Consider the following 22,059-nt stretch of genomic DNA (forward strand, 5'->3'; position numbering starts at 1 on the left):
TAATCATAGGATCATAGAACAGTGAAGCTGATCACCGTATAGCGGGGGTCAGCTTCCTGTGCTTTTGTAATGCCTTACGCCGATGCGCCAGACCAGCAGCGAGAGTCCGAGAAAAGCAGCACCAGCCGGAAGCGACAGGTAGCCCAGCCACGCCGGATAATCCCAGCCGCATACGGCCGCAGCCGGATAGAAGCTGATGAACAGCATCGGCAGCATAAAGCTGAACACCGATTTCAGCACTCTCGGCATGTAGGGCTCCGGGCAGCGGGTGATCTGGTAGCTGGCATTGGTCAACAGGTAAATCCAGTCAAGCCCCTTTATCGTAAAAAAAGCAAGCCCTGAGGTCAGCACGAATACTCCGCAATACATGATGCACCCGCCCGCGAGCGCCATAATGAGAATTCCTGCTTTACCGGGAGTCAGCTGTACACCCAGCTCATTCAGCGCCCAGGCTGCTGCACAGATTCCTGTAATTGGACGGACGAGCCGGTGCAGGTGGAACCGGGAGGCGGCAACCTGAACGAACAGGGAGCGCGGCCGCAGCAGCAGCCGGTCGAAGTCACCGGAACGCAGCAGATGCCACGGGAAATAGTCAAAGCCCCGGCAAAAGCTCTCCGCCAGCCCGAAGGAAGCCACCGCCAGCGAGTATACGAGAATAATATGGGCAACGCTCCACTCCCCGATATTGCCGAAGCGGGAGAACAGCAGGACAGTAGAGATCGGGTCAGAGACGACAACAACCAGTACCTGGATCAGCATCAGCCACCAGCCTTTATACTCCATTCCGGAAAGCAGATGCATACGTAAATATTTGAAATAGATTTTACTCTCGGCAATCATGCTGCTGCTCACCCTCCCTGGACAATAATGTTCTTCAGCTTACGGTTCATGATCAGCCGGCCGGCCGCGATAAAAATTGCACTCCAGACACACTGCAGTCCGATTGCAGGCAGTGCTGCTGCCGGCGGCATACTGCCGATATACAGCTGGGCCGGAATGTCGGCAAAGCCGCCGAACGGCTGAAGGTAAAGAAAGGTCTGCATAAAGTCAGGCCACAGCCGCAGCGGAAGATACGTCCCGGACAGAATTCCGCTCAGCAGCAGAAGCATATGGCTCGGACCGTCACCCCAGGTAACATTCAGCCGGATTGCCGTCACAAGCATCGCAAAGGAGGAGCAGAGTACAAAAGCCATAATGACAGAGAGCAGAAAGCAGAGCAGTCCGGCGGCAGAAGCAGGAGCACGCAGCGCATAAGCGGCGGGCATCAGCAGACCGACAAGCACGGTCAAAACACTGCGGATCCAGGAGGTACCGAGCTTGCCGGCCGAGCTTTTGACGAACCAGTGGGTATACAGATTCATCGGCCGGCACAGCTCGATCCCGACGTCGCCGTTGTTGATTTTACCCATAATTTCACCGTCGATACTCATCGTCTGCAACACAAACAGCCCCTGGGCGATCCAAACATAGGAGATCGTCTGCGGCAGGCTCATCCCGTTGCTGTTCCATGAGCCATGCTCGCTATATGTATAAAAAACAGTAAACAGCACGCACTCCAGCAGCGCCCAGAACACGCCGACCACTGTTCCGGAAATCGCAGATACGCGGTACTGCAGGCCTTCGGCCATCCGGATGCGGAAGAGCGAGGCTGAGGCCCGGCAGGTATTTTTTAAATCCATTGCAATTGCACACCTCCTATTTAAGCTGAAAAGCAAAGGCATCCTTATGAGGCTGCACGCCCGGTTAGGTCAGTGCCAGATCGTTGTACATGGCGGCAATCATCGCATCCGTGTTGACCTTCATTACAACCTCAGGGGCGTATTTATCCTGCAGCCCGGCCAGCTTGCCGTCATAGAGCAGCTTGCCGTGCCCGATCACCATCACCCGCTCACACAGCGCTTCAATGTCATCCATATCATGGGTAGTCAGCAGCATGGTAACTCCGTGCTTACGGTTTTCTTCCTTCAAAAAATTGCGCAAAGCCAGCTTCGACACCGCATCCAGTCCGATCGTCGGCTCATCGAGAAACAGAATTTTCGGCCGGTGCAGCAGCGCTGCCACCAGCTCACAGCGCATCCGCTGTCCCAGCGACAGCTGGCGGACCGGCGTCTGTAACAGCGCTTCCACACCGAGAGTTTGTGTTAGCTCGCCCAGTCTGATTGTGTAATCACCGGGCGGGATTGCATATATATCCTTCAGCACGTCAAAAGAATCCGCCACCGGCACATCCCACCACAGCTGCGACCGCTGCCCGAATACGACGCCGATTTTTGACACATGCTCCACACGGTTTTTCCAGGGCACTTTGCCGAGGATGGTGCATTCGCCGCTGTCCGGCGTCAGAATCCCGCTCATTACCTTGACCGAGGTCGACTTGCCGGCGCCGTTCGGGCCGATATATCCCACCAGCTCACCCTCCGCAATCTCAAAGCCGATCCCGCCGAGCGCCTCCACCTCCGTCACATTCCGCATAAAGGCTCCCTTCAGGAGCCCCCATTTTCCTTCCGGCCGTTTATACACTTTAAAGCTTTTTTTGATGTCCCTGAGCTTAATTTGCATTCGATCCGCCTCCTTCGCGGAGATGATCATACCATTATGCGGATGGATGAGACAGCAGCACATAACACCCTGTAGCTCCATCACTGCTGACAGCGGGGGAGTAAAGGTGCTTTTTTCTCCGATTTCCATAAAAATGCTTGCCAGGTTGACATTTCCGTGCTATATTAATTTTATAGTTAACGCAGGAAAACTAGATGTTTTTTTGTATCATGTACATATAAATTATCGTACCGGTGACCTTGGTTGCCGGTATTTTTGCGTTGTCCGGGGATGGCGGATACTGCTGCATATAATCATTTTTTCCCTCGGACATGAATAACCGCTGTGATACACTGAATTCAAAGGTCTTATTTAAATTTAAAATACCGGAGGCTTAAGATGCAGACATTGTTCCGCTACAACTGGATGGTCCGTGAAGAGTGGTATAAATGGTGTGAGACGCTGAGTGAGGAGGAGCTGCTGCAGCCGAGGACCGGCGGAGCCGGCGGGATTCTGAAGACGCTGTTCCATATTGCAGATGTGGAGTGGAGCTGGATCATGGCGATGCAGGGCAAGCCTGATTTTGAAGAGGATTTTGCGGAATTTAGCACTTTGGATAGGGTAAAAGAGTTGGATGCCCGCTTTCGGCCTGAGGTAGAAGCGTTTGTGCTGGGCTGGCATGAGGGGCTGGAGCGGAATATTTTTGTGGATAAGCGTTATGAAGGAGAGAGTGTTACCGATGCATGGGGCGAGATTATGCGGCACATTATTGCCCATGAGATCCATCATACGGGGCAGCTGTCGGTCTGGGCGAGAGAGCTGGGGTACAAGCCGGTGTCTGCCAATGTCATCGGACGCGGGCTGCGGGATACGTTGCCGGGTAAGGGTTAAAGGGGGATTCAGTCTTTTTTCAGGTTCATATTCTAAGCTTTTACACAGGCTTTACAAAAAATATGAATCTGCATAAGAGGAGGAATACCATCTTGAAAATGAAGAGCATGTTCAAAAAAATGCTGCTGACGACATTATCGCTCACAGTGGCGGCATCGGTGGGGAGCGTTACGGTCAGCCCGGTGCCGGCTTTTGCCGCTGAGGCAGGGGTAAGCCAAGCCTATGAAGCCCTATTCACCCCGGACAAGGTGATTAATGTAAAGGTGACGATTGACGATGAGGACTGGGAGAGCATTCTTGCCAAGCCTCTGGAAAAGGAATATAAAAGCGTTACGGTAGATGTGGACGGCACGGTGCTGGAAAATGTGGGCTTTTCGACCAAGGGTAACCTGACACTGAAATCTGTGGCGGCGATGACGGATTCCGACCGCTATAGCTTCCGGCTGAAGTTCGACAAGTATGACAAAACACAGACGCTGCTGGGCCTGGATAAAATGGTGCTGAACAACAGCTACTCGGACCCGTCGTTCCTGCGGGAGTATCTGCATTATGAGGCGCTGCGGGCGATTGGTGAGGATGTTCCGCTGACAGTGTTCACAAATCTCTATATCAACGGAGAGCTATACGGCTTCTATATCGGCGTTGAGTCCGTGGACGACAGCTATCTGGAGCGTAATTTCGGTACAGATGCTGACAGCGGCGTGCTGTATGATACGGAAGAGAAAAGCTACCTGAAATATGAGAAAGGCAGCGATTATGAAACACTGACCTATGACACCGGTACCGAGGATGATAAAGCATCGCTCAAAAATTTCATCAGCGTGCTGAACGCCATGCCTGACGGGGAAAAAGGCAATATTGAGAGTGTGCTGGACGTGGATTCCGCACTGAAATATATTGCCGCTAATGCCGTGCTGGGCAACTACGACAGCTATAACGGCGATAAAGGGCATAACTATCTGCTGTACGGGGATGCTGCCGGTAAATATACCGTCATTCCATGGGATATGAATATGAGCTTTAACGGCTATTCAACCGGAGGCGGCGGAGGAAGATTGCAGGGCGCGGCTGGGACAGCTGCTAATGGTACAGCGGCTGCCGGAGCCGGAGCTGGCGGTACATCAGCCGGAGCAGGAGTAAGTGCTGCCACCGGCACAACGGGAACAGCTGCAGCGGCATCAGCAGCCAATGCGGTGACTGCTTCTATCGATACACCGACACTCGGCATCGATGTGGATCAGGTGCCGCTGATCGGCAATCTGCTTGAGGTCCCGGAATACAAAGCCAAGTATGACGGCTATGTATCTGAACTGGTGACCTATCTGGAAGGAATCCAGGACCGGATTACCGGACTTGCCGCACTGATCCGGCCGTATGTTCAAGCTGATCCGACCAAGTTCTACACGATGGATCAGTTTGAGAACAATGTGGCCTATACAGCTGATACCGCAGGCAGCGGCGGCATGATGGGCGGCGGAGGGGATATGACGCCGCCGGAAGGTATGGGCGGCTTGCCGCCCGTGCGGCCTGACGACGCTGCTGCCGGACAAGCCGGATCGGCTGACGGGACAGCAACAGCCGGATCGGCAGCGGCTGGCAGTTCAGCGGCCGCTGCTGCACCGGGAGCGGGCGGTAACACAGGCTTCGCCGGTGCAGGCGGCCCGCAGGGCGGACAGGGCATGGGCACAATGGCAGCGGGCTCGCTGATGACCTTCGCCCTGAACCGGCTGGCTAATCTGCAGGAGCAGCTGGGGCTTGAGGTTACACCGCTGCCGGAGGTGGCTGCAACCAAAGGCGGCACGGCTGCTGCGGGATCAGCAGGCACAACGACGCCTGCAGCTTCCTCTGGCAGCAAAGTGATCACAGTATCGCTGAACGGCACGGCTGTGAGCTTCCAGGATCAGCTTCCGCTGAATAAGGACGGCCGGGTACTGGTGCCGGTCAGTGCGATTTTTAGTGCACTTGGCGCTGAAGTGACCTGGGATCAGAGTGCGAAGAAAATTACTGCCGTTAAGGGCAGCACAACCATCACGATGACCATCGGCAGCAAAACCGCTTATGTCAACGGAACAGCCGTTACGCTGAATGTCCCAGCCCAGATCATTAATAACCGGACATTGGTACCGGTGCGGTTTATCTCCGAGGGCTTGAATATGGATGTGAAATGGGATGCTGCGGCCCAGACGGTTATAGCGGCGGATAAAGCTGCTGAGTAGTCTGGTCCAGTTAGGAGAGAAAGGGCGGGAGTCGCCGAAATGAGCTGGAAGTGGTGGAGTCGCCGCGATGAGCTGGACCTGGTGCGGTCGCTGAGCTAAGCTAGAGCAGATGGAATCGCAGGAGTCGGCGAACTAAGCTAGAGCAGGTGGAGTAACTGAGCTAAGTTGGAGCTGATGGAGTCGCCGAACTAAGCTGGAGTCGCCGTACCGACTAGAGCAGGTGGAGTAGGAGTCATTAATACGGCCCTGTTACCTTAACCCATGAGAATTAGCTGGAAAAAAGTCATCTAATTCGGGCTGGCGTCCCTGGAAAAGGAGATTAGTTGGAAAAAAGTCAGCTAATTTGTCCTTTTGCAGCTCCAAAGGGGATATAGCCATAATTAAGTTACCAAAATCCAACTAATCACCCAGAATGCTGAGAATTGGCAGAATTAGGTGACCCAAATCCAACTAATTGCTACGAGCGACACACCGCCCACCCAAAAAAGCTACGTGCGGCGCATCACCTCACAAAAAGGCTAATAGCGGCGCACCCCGCCCACACAAAAGCGGCAGCCGGAAGGAACACTTCCAGGCTGCCGCTATTTTTTGTACAAATTAAAGCTAACAAGTCCCCGAACCCGCCCTCACCGGAATCATACATCAGCACATGGTAGTTAACATTTAAAAAAATTCAGCCTGGTTACATGCTACGCGCACTCTTGTAACATTATTGGGCTAATTAGTAAGGTTTATAGATGGCCCTGTTTCTACATTGGAGGTCCAACTAACCCTGTTGGCGGGTTGTGCTCACCTGTATGCTTCCGGTTACCAACTTGCTATACAGTCAGACATACACCACTATTCCAGCAGATCCGTGCTCCAGTTCTTCTCCTGAATACGGAAATCCAGCTCACGGTATTGCTTGGACAGCTCATCGACGTCCTTCTGCAGGGCAGAGATTTCGATCGTTGTATAGAATTTGACTTCCTGCCGCCCGTAACGCTCCTGCTTGATCGAGGCCTCATTAAGCAGCTCATTCAAAATATTGCGGTGCTGCATAATCCGCTCCCGTTCCGCCAGCGCTTCCGACAGGGTCAGGTCTGCATTAAACGGACTCAAGGAGTTCGTCTTGTTGATCTTTTTCACCCAGACGGCCAGCTCATCCAATGTATGCTTCAACTCCTGAAGCAGCTCAGCAGGCGGCTCCGAAGGCTGGTCGCCTTCCTGAACCTTGATGACTCTTCCCAGGCGCTGCTTCAGCTGCGCCACCTTCCGCTGGCAGTCTGCCCGCAGCACAAGTGCTTCCGCTAGTCTCATTCTAAATCCCCTCCGCTATAAACATAGTAAACCTAATATACCAAACCGGAGCTATATTTACCAATTTCCGATCTTCCGTATTTGCTCCTGATGTTACAGCTCAGGCGGAAACCACAGGTGACGCAGATCCACCCAGCCCTGGCTGTTAAAGGTAACCCCGCGGACAGAGGGGAGATAGGCGGTTTCAGCAGGCTTTTCGTACAGGATATGCAGCTGATGCTTCTGCCGCAGGCTGTCCCCGATCTGCTGAAAGCCTGCGGCTCTTATCCGGCTGTCCGGCTCACGGGCGATGACCCGCAGCCGTCCTTCGATATCAGCCCGCGTCTGCGGCTCCAGATGCTGCACCATGGTAGAGTAGAGATCAAACAGCCGCAGATGCTCGTCCTGATCGCGCAGCAGCGAGAAGACGATCAGGTCAGCCTGCAGGCGGACCGGACCCTTGAATTCTTCGGGCGACACAGATAATACCTGGCACGGATATCCGCAGCCGTTTAGTTTAACAGCTACCGCTTCTGCATCTCCGGCATACTGCGGGATAGTGGCGATTTGCAGCATTGGTGCTTCCTGCGCAACAACCTCATTACCCGTCTCACCCCGCAGCCTTCCCGCCAACTCAGCCCCTGCGGATGTAAAGCCGCCGAGACAGGACAGCACATCTGCACGGACCAGCGGATCACTGAGCAGACCTTGCTTCTTCGTATTACAGGTCACGAATTTGCGTACGGAATACTCCGAGTGAATCCGGCTCCAGGCAGCTGAACCGCCGGAGGCAGGGTTATGGATGATATGGAAGGCCGAGCTCGTCTCCGGTGCAGCTTCCATGATATTCCACGGGACATGAAGAATCTCCACCCGGTCGAGATGCGCCCTGCCCTGAAAATAATAAGGAAATACCTCCAGCGTGCAGAGGTCCTCATTCATCTCGATCAGCTTGAAAGGTCCGGTTCCTGCCGGCCTGCGTCCGAAGCCTCCGGCAAAGGCGGTTTCGAGATCACGCGGTACAATTGCGGCCCGGCTGGTGCAGAGGAAAGGAAGGAACAGCTCATTCGGCTGCTTGAGCAGAAAACGGACCGTAACCGGATTAAGCGCCTTCACTTCACGGATGTCCTTGAAAATGTTGCTGTACAGCATCCGCTGCGAGGTATTCATCATCCGCTGAAACGAATAGACAACATCCTCGGCGGACAGCACCTTGCCGTGATGGAACAGCACATCCTTGCGCAGATGAAAGGTCCAGGTGCTGCGCTGCCCGTCAGCCTCCCAGGCATGGGCAAGCCCGGGGCTGATCCGTTCCGCTCCGCCGCTGCGGGTAACCAGCCCGTCAAAAATATGGCTGGATACAAACGATTCAGCCAGCAGATTCATATACAGCGGGTCCAGATTGTGCAGCTGCTGCCTGACGGGAAGGCGCAGTGTATCAATACGCTTGTCGCTGCGCAGCTCCGAATGATGTCCGAAATAGGCCAGCAGCCAGCCCTGGAGCGTATCCTGGAGGGAGGAGGAGCGCGCGTGCCCGCGGATGCCTTCAATCGAGCTGCGGATATCACTGCTGCTGATGGCCTGCTTCATGGAGCTTAACGCTATTTCTTCGGCATCCGCGAGGAATTTCAGGGAAGAACGGCGTCCGCGGCCCCGGCTCGGTGTCCAGCAGATCCAGCCCTGTTCTGTCAGCTTGTTGATAACATGCAGTGCGTTACGGTGGGTGCAGCCTAGGATATGGGCAAGCTCATCCAGCGTGACAGAGGCTTCTTCTGCGCCTCCATGCTGTGAATGCAGCTTCAGATATTGGCCGTGCAGCTTCATGCCGAAGGCCCCTTTCAATATAATAGGAAATGAGCGGATTATTTTTTCTCTTTTTCTTCTTATTTTAACAGCTAGAATTGGTATAAGAAAGTGAAAAACTGGAGGGTATTCCCATGAATGAGAAAGTTCCCGTTATTCCGAGGTCTGCGCTTTCCGCGCTGGCTGCGGCATTGCTGCTGGCAATCGTGCACCAGTATTTATTTTATGGACATATGCCTGGAGTCTCTTATCCGGTCTTTGTCGTCTTGTTCTACGGCTTCATGCTGTACTATGCGAAGGAACAGCTTCGCCCGCTGAAATGGTTTGATTATGTATGGCTGGCGGCCATCTTTTTGCTGGCAATAACCTTTATGCTGTTCTCCAGCTGGTTTTTCTACGGGCTTAATCTGCTGGCGCTTCCGGTACTGATTCTTTTACATATGACCTATCTGCTCAGCTACCGCCGGCCTTCGTGGAGCGGAATTCAGCTGATCGGCGCTGCGCTGGAGCATTTTTTTGCCCAGGGTCCGCGGCATTGGCCTACAGTATTCACTACAATCCGCAAATCAGGCGGGGATGGCCTGAAAAGCGAACATAAACAAGTATACCTCAAGGTGCTGGCCGGTCTGCTGCTGTCCTGTCCGCTGCTGCTGATTGTCGTTTCGCTGCTCTCCTCGGCAGACGGTGTGTTTAATGAGCTTCTGAATAAATTCCCTGATCTGCTGGAACGGATCTCCTTCGGTGAAGGCTTCGGCCGGACGCTGTGGAGTGTGTTGCTGGGAATCGGGCTGTTCAGTTATTTAATGGGTTTTATAGCTTATAAACGTACTGAGCGGCAGGTTATCGTTCCGAAGGAAGGGGAGCCGCAGCTGGAGCCTTTCGAGTTCTCCGTTGACCCTGTGATTGCCACAACCGTCCTGACGGCGGTGAATGCGGTTTATGTACTGTTTGTGAGTGTTCAATTTTCCTACCTGTTCGGTGCGTGGGAGGGGGCTTTGCCGCAGGGAAGCACGTATGCCGATTATGCGCGGAGCGGATTTTTCGAGCTGATTATGGTGACGTCGATAAACTTCGGCCTGCTGCTGCTGTCACTTCTTGCCCTGCCCCGGGCCAAAGCCAGACTGCTGTCCGTCATCCGCATCCTCCTGTACATTCTGGTTCTGTGCTCGGTAGTGATGCTGTACTCGGCGTTCTCCCGGCTTACCTTATATGAAGAAGCTTACGGCTATACGGAGATACGCTTCCTGGTGCATGCCTTTATGATTTTTCTGGGTTTGCTGCTGATTCTCGCTGCTGTACGGATAACCAAGACCGATTTTCCGCTGATAAAATGGTACGTGGCACTTGGACTGCTGTCCTACGTATTCATGAATTACATCGGGATGGACCGGATTATTGCTTCACAGAATATTGCCCGGTATGAGGCGGCAGGGGATATTGATAAGTATTATCTGACCGGATTGTCCTGGGAGACGGTTCCGCTGCTGATCAGCTTCAGTAAAGAGAATGATGATCTGCTCAAGCAGGAGCTTAGTGAGAAATGGACGAATCAGCGCGGGGAGGCGCAGCAGGAGTGGCCTTCCTTCAACATTTCCAGGCACCGGGGACAGCAGGCGCTGCAGGATTATATCCATTCGTTAAAATAACCTTGAGGCAGGCGCTCTTACGATATTGTGCGGGGTTGTGTTACAGTAAGGGCATCATGTTGATGCTCCTGCGCGGAGCATGACCTTGTACATTTGCAAGTTCTCAAGGAGGAAATAGAATGCAGTCCATGATTGACCCGGAAGCTGTCCGGCGGCTTGCTGACAGAAACGGTCTGGGTAAAATATTCAGCAGCACTGACATAGCCGCTATGGAGCTGAGGCGCTACGGGGACGGTGAGGTGATCTGCTCGGTCGGCGACCGGCTGGAGAGCATGTTCATTCTGATGGAGGGCAAGCTGAAGATTCACACGCTGCTGCCAAACGGAAAGTCGATGCTGGTGCGGTTCGCCCGGCCGATGTCAGTGATCGGGGATGTGGAGCTGCTGCGGCAGTACCCGGTCAAAAATGAAGTCGTGGCCGTCGGCAGCAGCCTGTTGCTTGTGGCATCACGGAAGATGCTCCTGCGGGAGCTGGAGGAGAATACGGCGCTGCTGCGTTTTCTGATGGGGGAGCTGAGCCACAAAATGTACACCCTCGGCCAGACCTCTGCGCTGAACCTGCTCTACCCGGTGGAGAACCGGTTTGCCAGCTATCTGATGTCCCTGTTTGAGGAGACGGTCGGCGGCCAGCGGGTTGAGGAGATCCGTACCTCAAGCTTAACCGAGACTGCTGATCTGCTCGGCACAAGCTACCGGCATCTTAACCGGATTGTCAGGCGCTTTATCGACGAAGGCATTATTGAACGCAAGCGCGGCAGGCTGAGCGTGCTGGATCAGACCCGGCTGGCCCAGCTGGCTAACGGGAACTTGTACGAATAATTGAAGCATGAGGGTGAGAAGGACCGCTTTCCGGCATATGACCGGGAGGCGGTCTTTTTTTTGCGGGAAGGATGAGGGGGAGGCGCTGCACTTTCAGCTAACGTTCAGTCCATGCTCAGGCAGATTTAAGGCTGATTTAAGGCTGCCAGCTTAGGATAAAAGCAATACATAATACATAACCGGGAGGCAACATTTATGATTAAAGGAATCCGGGCAAGAATCCTGATGGGGTTCGCTGCCGTTATACTCGTCTTTATACTGGCAATCGCCGGTAATACCCTGTTTCAGGGCAAGGCAACAATGCAGACAGACCAGATTAACCGCAATTACAGCAAGCTGACACTGGTACAGGAGCTGACGGATAAGATCCGCACAGCAGACGGTCTGGCGGCGAGATATGTGATGAGCAACACCGACGACGAGCGCACCAAATATTTGTCGGCGTATGAAGCTGAAATACCGGAAATCACAGCTTCGATTACAGAGCTGAAGAATGCCGGCCTGAATGAAGCGGAGCTGTCCGGAATTACTAATCTGGAGAGCGGATGGAGCCATTATCTGACAGTACTGGAGAATGCCTTTGCAATGGCGAAGGAAGGAAATTTCCCTGGTGCGCAAAAAGAGTTCACTAACCTCTCCCTGGATACAATTATGGAATCGCAAATTGCTTTCGAGGAAGTACTGGCCAAAGAAATAAAGGCTGCACAGAGCCAGGCGGCTGCGCACCGCGGTTCAGCAATGGGCTTCAGCTTCGGCGTAACGGGATTATCGGTGCTGCTGGCTGCACTGATTGCGCTCCTGCTGTCCGGACGGATTCTGAAGCCGATCCGTGACGTGAACAATCAGCTGCAGGAAATAGCCGACGGCAGGGCAGACCTGACCCGTAAGCTGAATGTCCGCAGCAGGGATGAGATCGGGCAGCTGGCGCATACCTTTAATCAGATGACAGGCAATCTGGGCAGCATTATCGGCCAGGTGAGCCAGTCGGCCGACAGTCTGGCTGCTTCCTCCTCCAAGCTGACTGCGGACAGCGGAATGACGGCTGCAGTCACCGAGAAGATCGCGGGTATCATGGGCAATGTTGCTTCAGGTACGGACAGACAGATGAACGATCTGCAGACGAATATGACGACGATTGTGGAGATGTCTGCGGCAATCCAGCAGATCGCCGCAAGCGTGCAGGATATTTCCGACGCCTCGGTGCGTTCCGCCGAATATGCCGCTTCCGGTGATGAGTCGCTGCAGGCGGCGGCCCGCCAGATGGACTCCATTAATGGCTCGATCGCCTCGCTATCACAGCAGGTGCTGGGCTTTGTGAACCGCTCGCAGGAGATCGGCAGTCTGGTGGGAGTCATTAAAGGTATTGCCTCGGAGACGAACATACTGGCATTGAATGCGGCTATCGAGGCGGCGCGGGCCGGAGAGCAGGGCAGAGGGTTTGCAGTAGTTGCGGATCAGGTCCGCAGGCTCGCGGAGCAGTCGGGGGAATCCGCGAATCTGATCGCCGAGATGGCGGCCGGCATACAGAATGAAGCTTCCGGCGCAGTAGCCACAATGAAGCTAAGCATGAATGAAGTGGAGAACGGCACGGGTATTATTGAGCATGCCGGACATGCCTTCGGAGAGATCCGCATTTCCATTGACTCACTGGCCGGACAGGTGCAGGAGGTCTCCGGTGCGGTCGAGGAGATTACGGCTGCCACCGATGAGATTGTCGAGTCCATCCGCAAGGTCACCATGATCTCGGAGACAACCGCTTCCAGCACCCGGCATGTCTCCGCCGCTTCCCAGGAGCAGATGGCTTCCGTTGAACAGATCGCTTCCTCCGCCAGCACGCTAAGCACGATGGCCCAGGGTCTGCAAGGGCTGGTGGCCAGATTCAATATCGCCTGAAGCAGCACGGAGAAGGGGCCCTGTCTAATAAGCAGGGTCCCTTTTATTTTTGTTCTTTTGCAGCACGAAGGAACTTCAGGTCCTTAATCAGGCCGATGGTAAAAAAGATGACGGTCAGTAACAGGGAAACCGGGCCCATAATGAAGATCAGCCAGAAGACGGTCCCGCCGTTGAAGGCAGAGAGGCATATCAAAGAAATGAAGCTGATATTGAAAATAATAACCGGGTAATTCAGCCAGCGTAAAAATCGGATTCTTCCAATCCATTTAAATGTGATGATCAGATATACAAGCAATGCGGGTGTAGTCATTAAAAAATAGGGCCATATTTCGCTGCCCTCAGGCACACTGGCCTCACTGAAAAAGTTATGCGAATCACCGTACGGGATAACAGCGATGATAAAATAAAGAAAGAAAGCAACAGATGCCGCCAACATATAAAAATCCGTATTTTTGCGTGAAGCTGCCATAAGTCATCCTCCGGAAATGAGATACTCTACTAATTCTGTACAACAGAAAGAATTCCTCTCAGGTACGTTATTTTGCACATACTCCGCATAGAATCGGTCATCGACCACCGTCTCTCTATAACTTATATTATACCCGGGAGGCGATGGGCAAAAAGATATATTGTAAGCGTATACGTTGGTGGAATAGATTGATAAATCTATAGGAGGTGGCTGAACATGTCTAGGGGAAACAAGGCTTTTGCCAAAAGATCATTGCCGATGTACATCCTGATCGTTCTGCTGATTACGGGACAAATGGGGATATTTCCGGCGGTAAGCGCGGCGGCGGGTAATCTGGCCCAGGGGAAAAGCATTACGGCAAGCTCGGTCGGTGATGTATATACCGCAGTGAATGCAAATGACGGCAATCAGGGGACGTACTGGGAGAGCGCCAGCAATGCTTTTCCGCAATGGATCAAGGTCGATCTTGCAGCTGCGGGCAGTGTTAACCAGGTTGTACTGAAGCTCCCCGCAGGCTGGGAGACAAGAACGCAGACGTTGTCCGTTCAGGGGAGCCTTAATGATTCCTCATACAGCAATCTTGCTGCATCCTCAAGCTATGTATTCACTCCGGCGGCGGGCGGAAACAGCGTAACGATTAATTTTACCGCGGCTACGGCCAGATATATAAAAATCAATTTCACTGCCAATACCGGCTGGCCGGCTGCCCAGGTATCCGAGCTGGAGGTCTACGGTACAGCCGCTGTAACGCCGGGAACGTATGAGGCAGAGGCAGCAGCTTTAAGCGGCGGTGCCAAAACCAATACCGATCACAGCGGATATACGGGCAGCGCTTTTGTTGACGGTTACCTGACGCAGGGAGCAGCAGCTGCTTTTACGGTAACTGTGCCCGGAGCAGGGAATGTAGATGCTGCACTGAGGTATGCAAACGCCACGGGGAGTGCCAAGACCCTCAGCATCTATGTCAATGGAACTAAAATCAGACAGACGGTGCTTCCTAACCTGGCGAACTGGGATACCTGGGGAGTTAAAAGTGAATTATTGACACTGAATGCCGGGACAAACACGATTGCCTACAAATATGATCCGTCTGACAGCGGGAATGTGAATCTGGACCAGCTGGTGCTTACAGCCTCAACTGCCCCTACAGCGGCACCGACAACCAGTCCGACTGCGGTACCCACCACTGCTCCAACACCGGCCCCTACAGTGGCACCAACCGTTGCTCCAACGCCTTCTCCAACTGTAGCGCCCACCTCTGCTCCAACACCCGTTCCTACACCGACGGCAACTGTTACACCGGCACCGACAGCTATGCCGACTGCAGGACCTTCCTCAAATCTGGCTATAGGAAAAGCTGTCAACGCCTCATCCTCTGTCTTTACCTTTGTCCCGGCTAATGTCAATGACGGGGATGTGACCACTTACTGGGAAGGGGCAGGCGGGAGCTACCCGAATACACTCAGCGTGAACCTTGGCTCCAACGCCAATATCACATCAGTCGTTGTGAAGCTGAATCCGGCCTCTGCCTGGGCTGCACGCTCCCAAACGATAGAGGTACTGGGCCGTAATCAGAACAGCACATCATTCTCCACACTCGTTCCGGCAGCTGTCTATCCCTTCGACCCGGCCACTGGCAATTCAGTGACCATTCCGGTTACCGCAACAGCCAGTGAGCTGCAGCTGAAGTTTACGGCCAATACCGGATCAAGCGCCGGCCAGGTGGCGGAGTTACAAATCTTTGGAACACCGGCTGCCAATCCGGATCTGACAATAACGGCACTGTCCTGGAATCCGTCTGCTCCGGTAGAAACCGACAGTATTACACTCAGTGCTGTTGTCAAAAACACAGGTACTGCAGCAGCTGCAGCGACGAATGTAAACTTCTATCTGGGAACCGCGCTTGCTGGCACGGCTCAGGTGGGGACACTTGCCGCCGGTGCTTCAGGCACTGTATCGCTGAACATCGGAGCGAAGGATGCAGGCACTTATGCAGTAAGCGCCAAGGTTGATGAAGGCAACACGGTTATCGAGCTTAACGAAGGGAATAACAGCTACACAAGTCCCTCTTCCCTAACCGTTGTACCCGTCTCAAGCTCCGATCTTGTTGCAGGAGCGGTCAGCTGGTCTCCGGGAAATCCGGCCGGCGGCAATATCGTAACCTTCACCGCAGCGGTCAAAAATCAGGGGACAGCCGCATCTGCGGGCGGAACCCACAATATTACGCTGACCCTGACGGATGCAGCGACGAATGCAGTGATCAAAACCCTGACAGGCACCTATAGCGGCGTTATCAGCAGCGGCGCTACCACAGCCCCCGTTACCCTGGGCACCTGGACTGCGGTGAACGGAAAATACAACGTAAAAACGCAAATTGCCGTAGACGGAAATGAGCTGCCGGTCAAGCAGGCCAACAACACCGAGACACGCCCGCTGTTCATCGGCCGCGGAGCGAATATGCCGTATGACATGTATGAAGCGGAGGATGGTGTTACCGGCGGCGGAGCAGTCAAGCTTGCGGCAAACCGCAATATCGGCGACCTGGCCGGTGAAGCGTCCGGCAGAAGAGCGGTAACGCTCAATACAACCGGCAGCTATGTGGAATTCACAACCAGAGCCAGTACCAACACACTGGTAACCCGGTTCTCCATTCCCGATTCAGCCAGCGGTGACGGCATCAGCTCCACCCTGAACATTTATGTCAACGGGGTCTTTACCAAGGCGATTAGCCTGACCTCCAAATACGCCTGGCTGTACGGCTCCGAGACCAGTCCGGGCAACCAGCCGGGTGCAGGCTCACCGCGTCATATTTACGATGAGGCCAATATTATGTTTGACAGCACCATTCCGGCAGGCAGTACGATCCGCCTGCAAAAGGATGCTGCCAACACCTCACAGTATGCCATCGACTTCATCAGTCTGGAGCAGGTTGCGCCCATAGCGAATCCTGATCCGGCCAAATATGCCGTACCAGCGGGCTTCACCCACCAGGATGTACAAAATGCCCTGGACAAAGTGCGGATGGATACAACCGGCAAGCTTGAAGGGGTGTATCTGCCTGCAGGCAATTATGAGACGTCGAACAAATTCCAGGTGTACGGCAAAGCGATGAAAATTATCGGAGCCGGCCCATGGTACACACGGTTTTATGCTCCAGCCAGCCAGTCGAATACGGATGTCGGCTTCAGGGCGACGGATAGCGCCAATGGCTCCACCTTCTCAGGCTTTGCCTACTTTGGCAATTACACCTCGCGGATCGACGGTCCGGGCAAAGTATTTGACTTCGCCAACGTCGCAAATATGACGATCGACAACATCTGGACTGAGCACATGATCTGTATGTACTGGGGAGCGAACACCGATTATATGACCATCCGCAACTCCCGGATCCGCAACACCTTTGCCGATGGCATCAACATGACTAACGGCAGCACCAATAATCTCGTTTCCAATAACGAAGCGCGGGCAACCGGCGATGACAGCTTTGCACTGTTCTCGGCGATTGATTCCGGCGGTGCTGACATGAAGGACAACGTGTATGAGAATCTGACCTCCATTCTGACCTGGCGTGCAGCCGGCGTGGCGGTATACGGCGGCTACGCAAACACTTTCCGCAATATATACATTGCCGACACGCTGTGCTACTCGGGCATTACGATCAGCTCACTGGACTTCGGCTATCCGATGAACGGCTTCGGCGCTTCGCCAACGACGAATCTGCAGAATATCTCAGTTGTCCGCGCAGGCGGCCACTTCTGGGGCTCACAGACTTTTCCGGCGATCTGGGTATTCTCGGCTTCCAAGGTGTTCCAGGGCATCCGCGTCAGTGATGTGGATATCATTGATCCGACCTACCATGGCATCATGTTCCAGACTAACTATGTCGGCTCGGCGCCGCAGTTCCCGGTAGCGGACACGGTCTTTACCAACATCTCCATCTCGGGAGCCCAGAAAAGCGGCGATGCCTTCGATGCCAAATCAGGGGTCGGCATTTGGGTCAACGAATCGGCAGAGCCAGGCCAGGGTCCGGCGGTCGGCTCGGTTATATTCAACAATCTGAAGATTACCAATACGGTGACACCGATCAAAAATAACACGTCCACGTTTACGATCACAGTCAATCCGTAAGCTGCTGTTCCATACAGGGCCGTTTCCCGGATGCGCCGGGGAGCGGCTTTTTGATTCTGGGCAGTGAGTACGCTGAGCTGATGATTCGTTCATTGCATGAACCGGCAGCTGCTTGCTATGCTTGATAGCAGAATACAGAAGGTGAGGGGATACCGGATGAACAACGATTATAAGCAGCGTATCGGGGCGGTTCTGCAATTTATAGAAGAACATATTGGAGAGGACATCAAGCTCGACACGCTTGCAGAGGTTTCCAGCTTTTCTAAATATCATTTTTCCAGAGTGTTCTCCGCCATTATACATAAAAGCCCGATGAACTATCTGACGGAAAGACGTCTTCATCATGCCGTTACTTATCTGCGTTCAACCAACAAGACTATGCTGGATATTTCATCCCTGTGCGGCTTCAGCTCGCTCTCCAGCTTCAATGCTGCTTTTAAAAGGGAATTTGGCACTACCCCAAGCGCCATGCGCAAGTCTGAACAGAAGAAACCTAGCAACATTCCGTCAGTCTCCGGCAATAATCCGGAAGATTTGTCCGCTCCCAAAGACTATGCTTTGAACAGCAACAGTAATAATTTTCTAAGGAGAGTGTGGGGAATGAACATTGAACTGAAGGAGCTGCCAGGTTATAAGGTAGCCTATGTAAGGCATGTCGGCAGCTATCTTGAAACGTATAAGGCGTGGGAAACGCTCGGTGCATGGGTGCGGAGCAGTGGTCTGGCGGCCGCAGAAACTTTTATCGGCATATCTTTGGATGATCCGGGTGTAACCGGCGAAAGCTCCTGCAGGTATGATGCCTGTATTACGGTTCCAGATGGATTTACGGAGGAGGAGGAGGATACGGGTATTGCGTTTAGAGACCTGCCCGGCGGTACGTATGCGCTCTATAAGTTCTATGACACCATCGACAAGCTTGCCATTGCGTATCAGAGTGTGTACGGCGGGTGGCTGCCTTCAAGCGGGTATGAGCCTGATGACCGTGACGCCCTCGAGTTCTGTATGAATGATCCCTACTCCGATCCTGAGGGCAAGGCCAAAATTGACCTGTATGTCCCTATCAAACGGACCCTATCCTAAACTATAGCTTTCGTGTAAAATGTAATGAAATTATGCTTTTGAAAGCGAGTTGAACAGTAATGATGGCTGCACCGCGGTTTGAGTGTGATGTACCTGCAGTTCTTCTTCCTTAACAGCAGAAAACTGCAACTCCGTTAAGGACAAACAAGGACTTGTCTAACAAACGGAGGGTACACAATTGAAGAAGTCGAAGGTAATGGGATCATTGTTTTTGTCACTGGCTGCCAGCATCTGGGGCGGTATGTATGTTGTTGTAAAGCATGTGGTGGACGTTGTGCCGCCGCTCGAAATCGTGTGGCTCCGTTATTTGATTGCCATTATTGCCCTGCTGGTCATCGGGGTTGTAACAAAGCAGTCGTGGCGTATTGCCAAACGGGATATGCTGCTGATTATCCTGATAGGCCTGATTGGCAACACGGTCTCCATTCTGACTCAGGAAGCGGGCACGATGCTGTCTACTGCACAGATGGGCGCTATCATTACTTCAACGACACCGGCGTTTATGGTGCTGTTTGCAAGGATCATCCTTAAAGAGCGGATTACGCTCAAAAAAGCATTGTCGATCATATTGGCAACTACCGGCGTAGGCGTTATTGTAGGAACCGGGAGTATCGATCCTTCGCTGCGGCTTGGGGGCATATCTCTGCTTGTTGCGGCACTTACCTGGGCACTAATGTCTGTCCTCGTAAAAAAAGTGCCGGGACAATACTCACAGATTGTTGTCACGTTCTACAGTATCCTCGTAGCGTTTGCTGTGATTACTCCGTTTACGGTAAGCCGGCTCCCCAGGCTCGATCTCCAGGCGATGCTGCACCCGTCGATCTGGGGCGGTCTGCTGTATCTGGGGATTATTTCGACAGCCTGCGGCTTTCTGCTGTGGAACCGCGGCCTGCAGATGCTGAATGCATCCAGCGGTGGTTTGTTTTTCTTCCTGCAGCCGGTCGTCGGTACACTGCTGGGGTGGCTGCTGCTTGGTGAACAGATTGGTTTGACTTTTTGGACAGGCACCGCATTTATTTTTATAGGTGTACTATTGGTTGTCCGGGAGAAATGAGTGACCGGGAAGTGTAACAGTTAAGCAAACGGCGGCGGTCAGGGACTTGTTCACACAGGTCCTTGACCGCCGTTAATTGTATAATGTATACCATGAAGGATAAGGGAGGACGAAAGTATGAAATCGAAAGTAGTGAATAATATCGCCGAGCTGATCGGGGACACGCCGGCTGTGCGGCTTAACCGCCTGACCGGCCCTGATGATGCGGAAGTCTACGTCAAGCTGGAGATGTTCAACCCCAGCGGCAGTGTAAAAGACCGCGCGGCCTATAATCTGATCCTCCAGGCAGAGCTGGACGGACGGCTGCAGCCGGGCGGAACGATCATCGAGCCGACCAGCGGCAATACCGGCATTGGCCTTGCGATGAACGCTGCAGCAAAAGGCTATAAGGCCATTCTCGTCATGCCTGATAATATGACGAAGGAACGGATCAACATCCTGAAGGCATATGGCGCTGATGTGGTACTGACTCCGGCGGCAGAGCGGATGCCGGGTGCGATTGCCAAGGCGCTGGAGCTGGGGGCAGCCATTCCGGGCAGCTTCATTCCGCAGCAGTTCGAGAATGCCGCCAATCCGGATATCCACCGCACGACGACCGCCCCGGAAATTATCGAGCAGATGGAAGGGCGGCTTGACGTGTTTGTCGCCACCTCGGGGACCGGCGGAACCATCACTGGAACCGGCGAGGTGCTGCGCCGGGAGCTGCCGGGCATCCGGATCGTCGTTGTTGAGCCGCACGGCTCACCCGTACTGTCCGGCGGCCAGCCCGGACCGCATAAGCTGGTCGGCACAAGCCCCGGCTTCATCCCGGCAATCCTTAACACTGGCGTATATGATGAAATCGTCCAGGTGGAGGATGAAGCTGCACTGGAGACTGTCCGTGCGCTGGCCAGTAAGGAAGGTATTCTGATCGGCCCTTCCGGCGGCGCGGCCGTCTGGACTGCGCTGCAGGAGGCACGCCGGCTCGGGCCCGGCAAGCGGGTGCTGTGTATTGCGCCGGATACAGGGGAACGCTATCTGAGTATGGGAATATTCTAATTCCCGGACGGAGGGAACGAGATGAAGCGGATCATGAGAGGATATCATAGCTTTAAGGCACTCAGCATGCCTAAGCGATTGAAGCCGGCTGCTGTACTGGCGGCTGTTATGGCAGTTGCTCTGAGCCTTGCGGGTTGTTCAGGTGCCGGCAGCGGGCAGGATGCTAATCAGGGAGATGCAAGTCCGGTTGCGTCAGGAGCTGCAACTGCTGGAGCCGGAGCTGGAGCTGGAGCGTCTGCTGCTGCCGCAACGCAAACGCCCGGTCCGGCGGCTACGCCTGCTGAGGCGGCGGTGCTGGATCCGGCTGCGCTGCAGCCGGTGTTCGGGTTTGCCGGGGAAGCCGGCAGGCAGCTCCTTGTCACCCGGGAGGGGAATGACGAGGAGCTGCAGATGCAGGCGCTGGATACCGCCATCGGTAGCGGAGGCCAGGTGCTCCGGGTGCGGTTCGGGGGCTGGCAGGAGGGCAATGACCAGAACAACGGCCGGGAGCTGGCCGTTAACCTGCCCAATATATCCGGCTATGTATTTACGGTCGATGGCGATGCAGCGGTTCCAGATGAAACCTATTATCTCGTGAATTCATCCACCTTCCAACTGGAGGCTCTGGTACCTGTTGAACCGGGACCGGCAGATGCTGATCAGCTGCCTGAATCTGATCCGGTGCGCAAGAGCATAACGGATGCCAAGCACCGGGAGATCCAGTCGGCCTGGAAGCTGGCCAGTCTGCCGCCGGGCCGGGAGCTATACCTTGTCCAGTTCGTCAGACAGAACAAGGATATGCTGTTCAGCCTGGTGCTGGAGGAAGAAGGCAAACTCAGCTTTATGGATTACCCTGCCGAGATCACCGACAACGAGTACTCGGTCTGGCGTGTCGACGACGGCGGTGAAGTCATCCCGCAGATGTTCTCCCTGCTGTTCGCGGCCAGGACAACTGACGGACTGCTGCTGGGTGTGAATTGGCTCGGGGCAGAGGGGATCAACAGCTTTTTCCTGGAGCAGACCGGAGAGACGTTTAAAGAGCTGGATATCCAGTACGACCGCTATACTTCGCCGCTGTGATGGAGATTTCTGTAAGGAGCTAGAGCAGTAACTGTAGTTGGTAGGTGTGGCTTGAGCTGGAGTTAGAGCTAAAAGTGTAGTTGTAGCAGTAGTGTAGTTAAGGTGTAGCAGTAGATGGAGTTGGATTGGAGTAGATGGAACTGGAGTG

The 22,059-nt window shown here is 53.9% G+C and carries 16 protein-coding genes; 10 read left to right on the forward strand and 6 right to left on the reverse strand.

All coding sequences use genetic code 11. From position 1 onward, the window contains the following. Positions 1 to 48: 48 nt before the first annotated feature. The 3 genes from R70723_RS12425 to R70723_RS12435 all read right to left on the reverse strand — a co-directional run bounded on the left by R70723_RS12425 (position 49) and on the right by R70723_RS12435 (position 2,559). The gene (locus R70723_RS12425) at positions 49 to 852 is read right to left on the reverse strand and encodes an ABC transporter permease (protein ID WP_144026961.1); all 804 of its coding nucleotides are present in this window, start codon (positions 850 to 852) and stop codon (positions 49 to 51) included. Then, complete coding sequence (locus tag R70723_RS12430; protein ID WP_039872384.1) at positions 849 to 1,679, reverse strand: ABC transporter permease; 831 nt, start codon at positions 1,677 to 1,679, stop codon at positions 849 to 851. The genes R70723_RS12425 and R70723_RS12430 overlap by 4 nt, the downstream gene beginning before the upstream one ends. A 64-nt stretch (positions 1,680 to 1,743) precedes the next feature. Further along, positions 1,744 to 2,559, reverse strand: a complete 816-nt coding sequence (locus R70723_RS12435; protein ID WP_231574875.1) for an ABC transporter ATP-binding protein — start codon at positions 2,557 to 2,559, stop codon at positions 1,744 to 1,746. A 378-nt stretch (positions 2,560 to 2,937) separates the two neighbouring features. Between R70723_RS12435 and R70723_RS12440 the strand changes: the two genes are divergently transcribed. Both R70723_RS12440 and R70723_RS12445 read left to right on the forward strand, forming a co-directional pair. Then, entirely contained in the window at positions 2,938 to 3,429 is a 492-nt protein-coding gene (locus R70723_RS12440) for a DinB family protein (RefSeq protein WP_039872386.1), read from the forward strand. Between the two features lie 98 nt (positions 3,430 to 3,527). After that, positions 3,528 to 5,645: a CotH kinase family protein gene (locus R70723_RS12445; RefSeq protein ID WP_039878663.1), complete on the forward strand. Its 2,118-nt coding sequence runs from the start codon at positions 3,528 to 3,530 to the stop codon at positions 5,643 to 5,645. Between the two features lie 840 nt (positions 5,646 to 6,485). On the opposite strand, the gene R70723_RS12450 is transcribed toward R70723_RS12445, so the two are convergent. Beyond that, the gene (locus tag R70723_RS12450) at positions 6,486 to 6,944 is read right to left on the reverse strand and encodes a DIP1984 family protein (protein ID WP_039872388.1); all 459 of its coding nucleotides are present in this window, start codon (positions 6,942 to 6,944) and stop codon (positions 6,486 to 6,488) included. A gap of 93 nt (positions 6,945 to 7,037) precedes the next feature. Continuing rightward, entirely contained in the window at positions 7,038 to 8,747 is a 1,710-nt protein-coding gene (locus R70723_RS12455; RefSeq protein WP_039872390.1) for an ABC transporter substrate-binding protein, read from the reverse strand. Positions 8,748 to 8,860: 113 nt separating this feature from the next. Here R70723_RS12455 and R70723_RS12460 point away from each other — a divergent pair, with 113 nt between their 5' ends. The 3 genes from R70723_RS12460 (at position 8,861) to R70723_RS12470 (ending at position 13,083) form a co-directional block, all read left to right on the forward strand. Next, positions 8,861 to 10,372, forward strand: a complete 1,512-nt coding sequence (locus R70723_RS12460; protein ID WP_039872392.1) for a DUF4153 domain-containing protein — start codon at positions 8,861 to 8,863, stop codon at positions 10,370 to 10,372. A gap of 119 nt (positions 10,373 to 10,491) precedes the next feature. Beyond that, the gene (locus R70723_RS12465) at positions 10,492 to 11,190 is read left to right on the forward strand and encodes a Crp/Fnr family transcriptional regulator (protein WP_039872393.1); all 699 of its coding nucleotides are present in this window, start codon (positions 10,492 to 10,494) and stop codon (positions 11,188 to 11,190) included. Positions 11,191 to 11,385: 195 nt separating this feature from the next. After that, on the forward strand, positions 11,386 to 13,083 hold the full coding sequence (locus R70723_RS12470; protein WP_052421291.1) for a methyl-accepting chemotaxis protein: 1,698 nt from the start codon (positions 11,386 to 11,388) through the stop codon (positions 13,081 to 13,083). A gap of 43 nt (positions 13,084 to 13,126) precedes the next feature. Here the strand turns inward: R70723_RS12470 and R70723_RS12475 are convergent, their stop codons facing one another. Further along, positions 13,127 to 13,552, reverse strand: coding sequence for a hypothetical protein (locus tag R70723_RS12475; protein WP_039872395.1), 426 nt, complete (start codon positions 13,550 to 13,552; stop codon positions 13,127 to 13,129). A gap of 216 nt (positions 13,553 to 13,768) precedes the next feature. Here R70723_RS12475 and R70723_RS12480 point away from each other — a divergent pair, with 216 nt between their 5' ends. From R70723_RS12480 to R70723_RS12500, 5 genes are all read left to right on the forward strand, one after another. Continuing rightward, on the forward strand, positions 13,769 to 17,680 hold the full coding sequence (locus R70723_RS12480; RefSeq protein ID WP_039872397.1) for a galactose-binding domain-containing protein: 3,912 nt from the start codon (positions 13,769 to 13,771) through the stop codon (positions 17,678 to 17,680). A gap of 156 nt (positions 17,681 to 17,836) precedes the next feature. Next, positions 17,837 to 18,760, forward strand: a complete 924-nt coding sequence (locus R70723_RS12485; protein WP_039872399.1) for an AraC family transcriptional regulator — start codon at positions 17,837 to 17,839, stop codon at positions 18,758 to 18,760. 196 nt (positions 18,761 to 18,956) lie between these two features. Next, positions 18,957 to 19,814, forward strand: a complete 858-nt coding sequence (locus R70723_RS12490; RefSeq protein WP_039878666.1) for a DMT family transporter — start codon at positions 18,957 to 18,959, stop codon at positions 19,812 to 19,814. A 117-nt stretch (positions 19,815 to 19,931) separates the two neighbouring features. Next, complete coding sequence (gene cysK, locus R70723_RS12495; RefSeq protein ID WP_039872401.1) at positions 19,932 to 20,852, forward strand: cysteine synthase A; 921 nt, start codon at positions 19,932 to 19,934, stop codon at positions 20,850 to 20,852. Positions 20,853 to 20,873: 21 nt separating this feature from the next. Next, the gene (locus R70723_RS12500) at positions 20,874 to 21,911 is read left to right on the forward strand and encodes a hypothetical protein (RefSeq protein ID WP_052421292.1); all 1,038 of its coding nucleotides are present in this window, start codon (positions 20,874 to 20,876) and stop codon (positions 21,909 to 21,911) included. Positions 21,912 to 22,059: the final 148 nt, after the last annotated feature.

It is taken from the genome of Paenibacillus sp. FSL R7-0273 (genome assembly GCF_000758625.1).
Classification (GTDB): Bacteria; Bacillota; Bacilli; order Paenibacillales; family Paenibacillaceae; genus Paenibacillus_AQ.

Bases quoted from the DNA above. Each gene is read 5' to 3' on its own strand.
- R70723_RS12500 (WP_052421292.1), top strand. From the start codon at position 20,874: ATGAAGCGGATCATGAGAGGATATCATAGCTTTAAGGCACTCAGCATG.
- R70723_RS12435 (WP_231574875.1), bottom strand. From the start codon at position 2,559: ATGCAAATTAAGCTCAGGGACATCAAAAAAAGCTTTAAAGTGTATAAA.
- R70723_RS12480 (WP_039872397.1), top strand. From the start codon at position 13,769: ATGTCTAGGGGAAACAAGGCTTTTGCCAAAAGATCATTGCCGATGTAC.
- R70723_RS12490 (WP_039878666.1), top strand. From the start codon at position 18,957: ATGGGATCATTGTTTTTGTCACTGGCTGCCAGCATCTGGGGCGGTATG.
- R70723_RS12475 (WP_039872395.1), bottom strand. From the start codon at position 13,552: ATGGCAGCTTCACGCAAAAATACGGATTTTTATATGTTGGCGGCATCT.
- R70723_RS12460 (WP_039872392.1), top strand. From the start codon at position 8,861: ATGAATGAGAAAGTTCCCGTTATTCCGAGGTCTGCGCTTTCCGCGCTG.
- R70723_RS12485 (WP_039872399.1), top strand. From the start codon at position 17,837: ATGAACAACGATTATAAGCAGCGTATCGGGGCGGTTCTGCAATTTATA.
- cysK (WP_039872401.1), top strand. From the start codon at position 19,932: ATGAAATCGAAAGTAGTGAATAATATCGCCGAGCTGATCGGGGACACG.
- R70723_RS12470 (WP_052421291.1), top strand. From the start codon at position 11,386: ATGATTAAAGGAATCCGGGCAAGAATCCTGATGGGGTTCGCTGCCGTT.
- R70723_RS12465 (WP_039872393.1), top strand. From the start codon at position 10,492: ATGCAGTCCATGATTGACCCGGAAGCTGTCCGGCGGCTTGCTGACAGA.
- R70723_RS12445 (WP_039878663.1), top strand. From the start codon at position 3,528: ATGAAGAGCATGTTCAAAAAAATGCTGCTGACGACATTATCGCTCACA.
- R70723_RS12430 (WP_039872384.1), bottom strand. From the start codon at position 1,679: ATGGATTTAAAAAATACCTGCCGGGCCTCAGCCTCGCTCTTCCGCATC.
- R70723_RS12455 (WP_039872390.1), bottom strand. From the start codon at position 8,747: ATGAAGCTGCACGGCCAATATCTGAAGCTGCATTCACAGCATGGAGGC.
- R70723_RS12450 (WP_039872388.1), bottom strand. From the start codon at position 6,944: ATGAGACTAGCGGAAGCACTTGTGCTGCGGGCAGACTGCCAGCGGAAG.
- R70723_RS12440 (WP_039872386.1), top strand. From the start codon at position 2,938: ATGCAGACATTGTTCCGCTACAACTGGATGGTCCGTGAAGAGTGGTAT.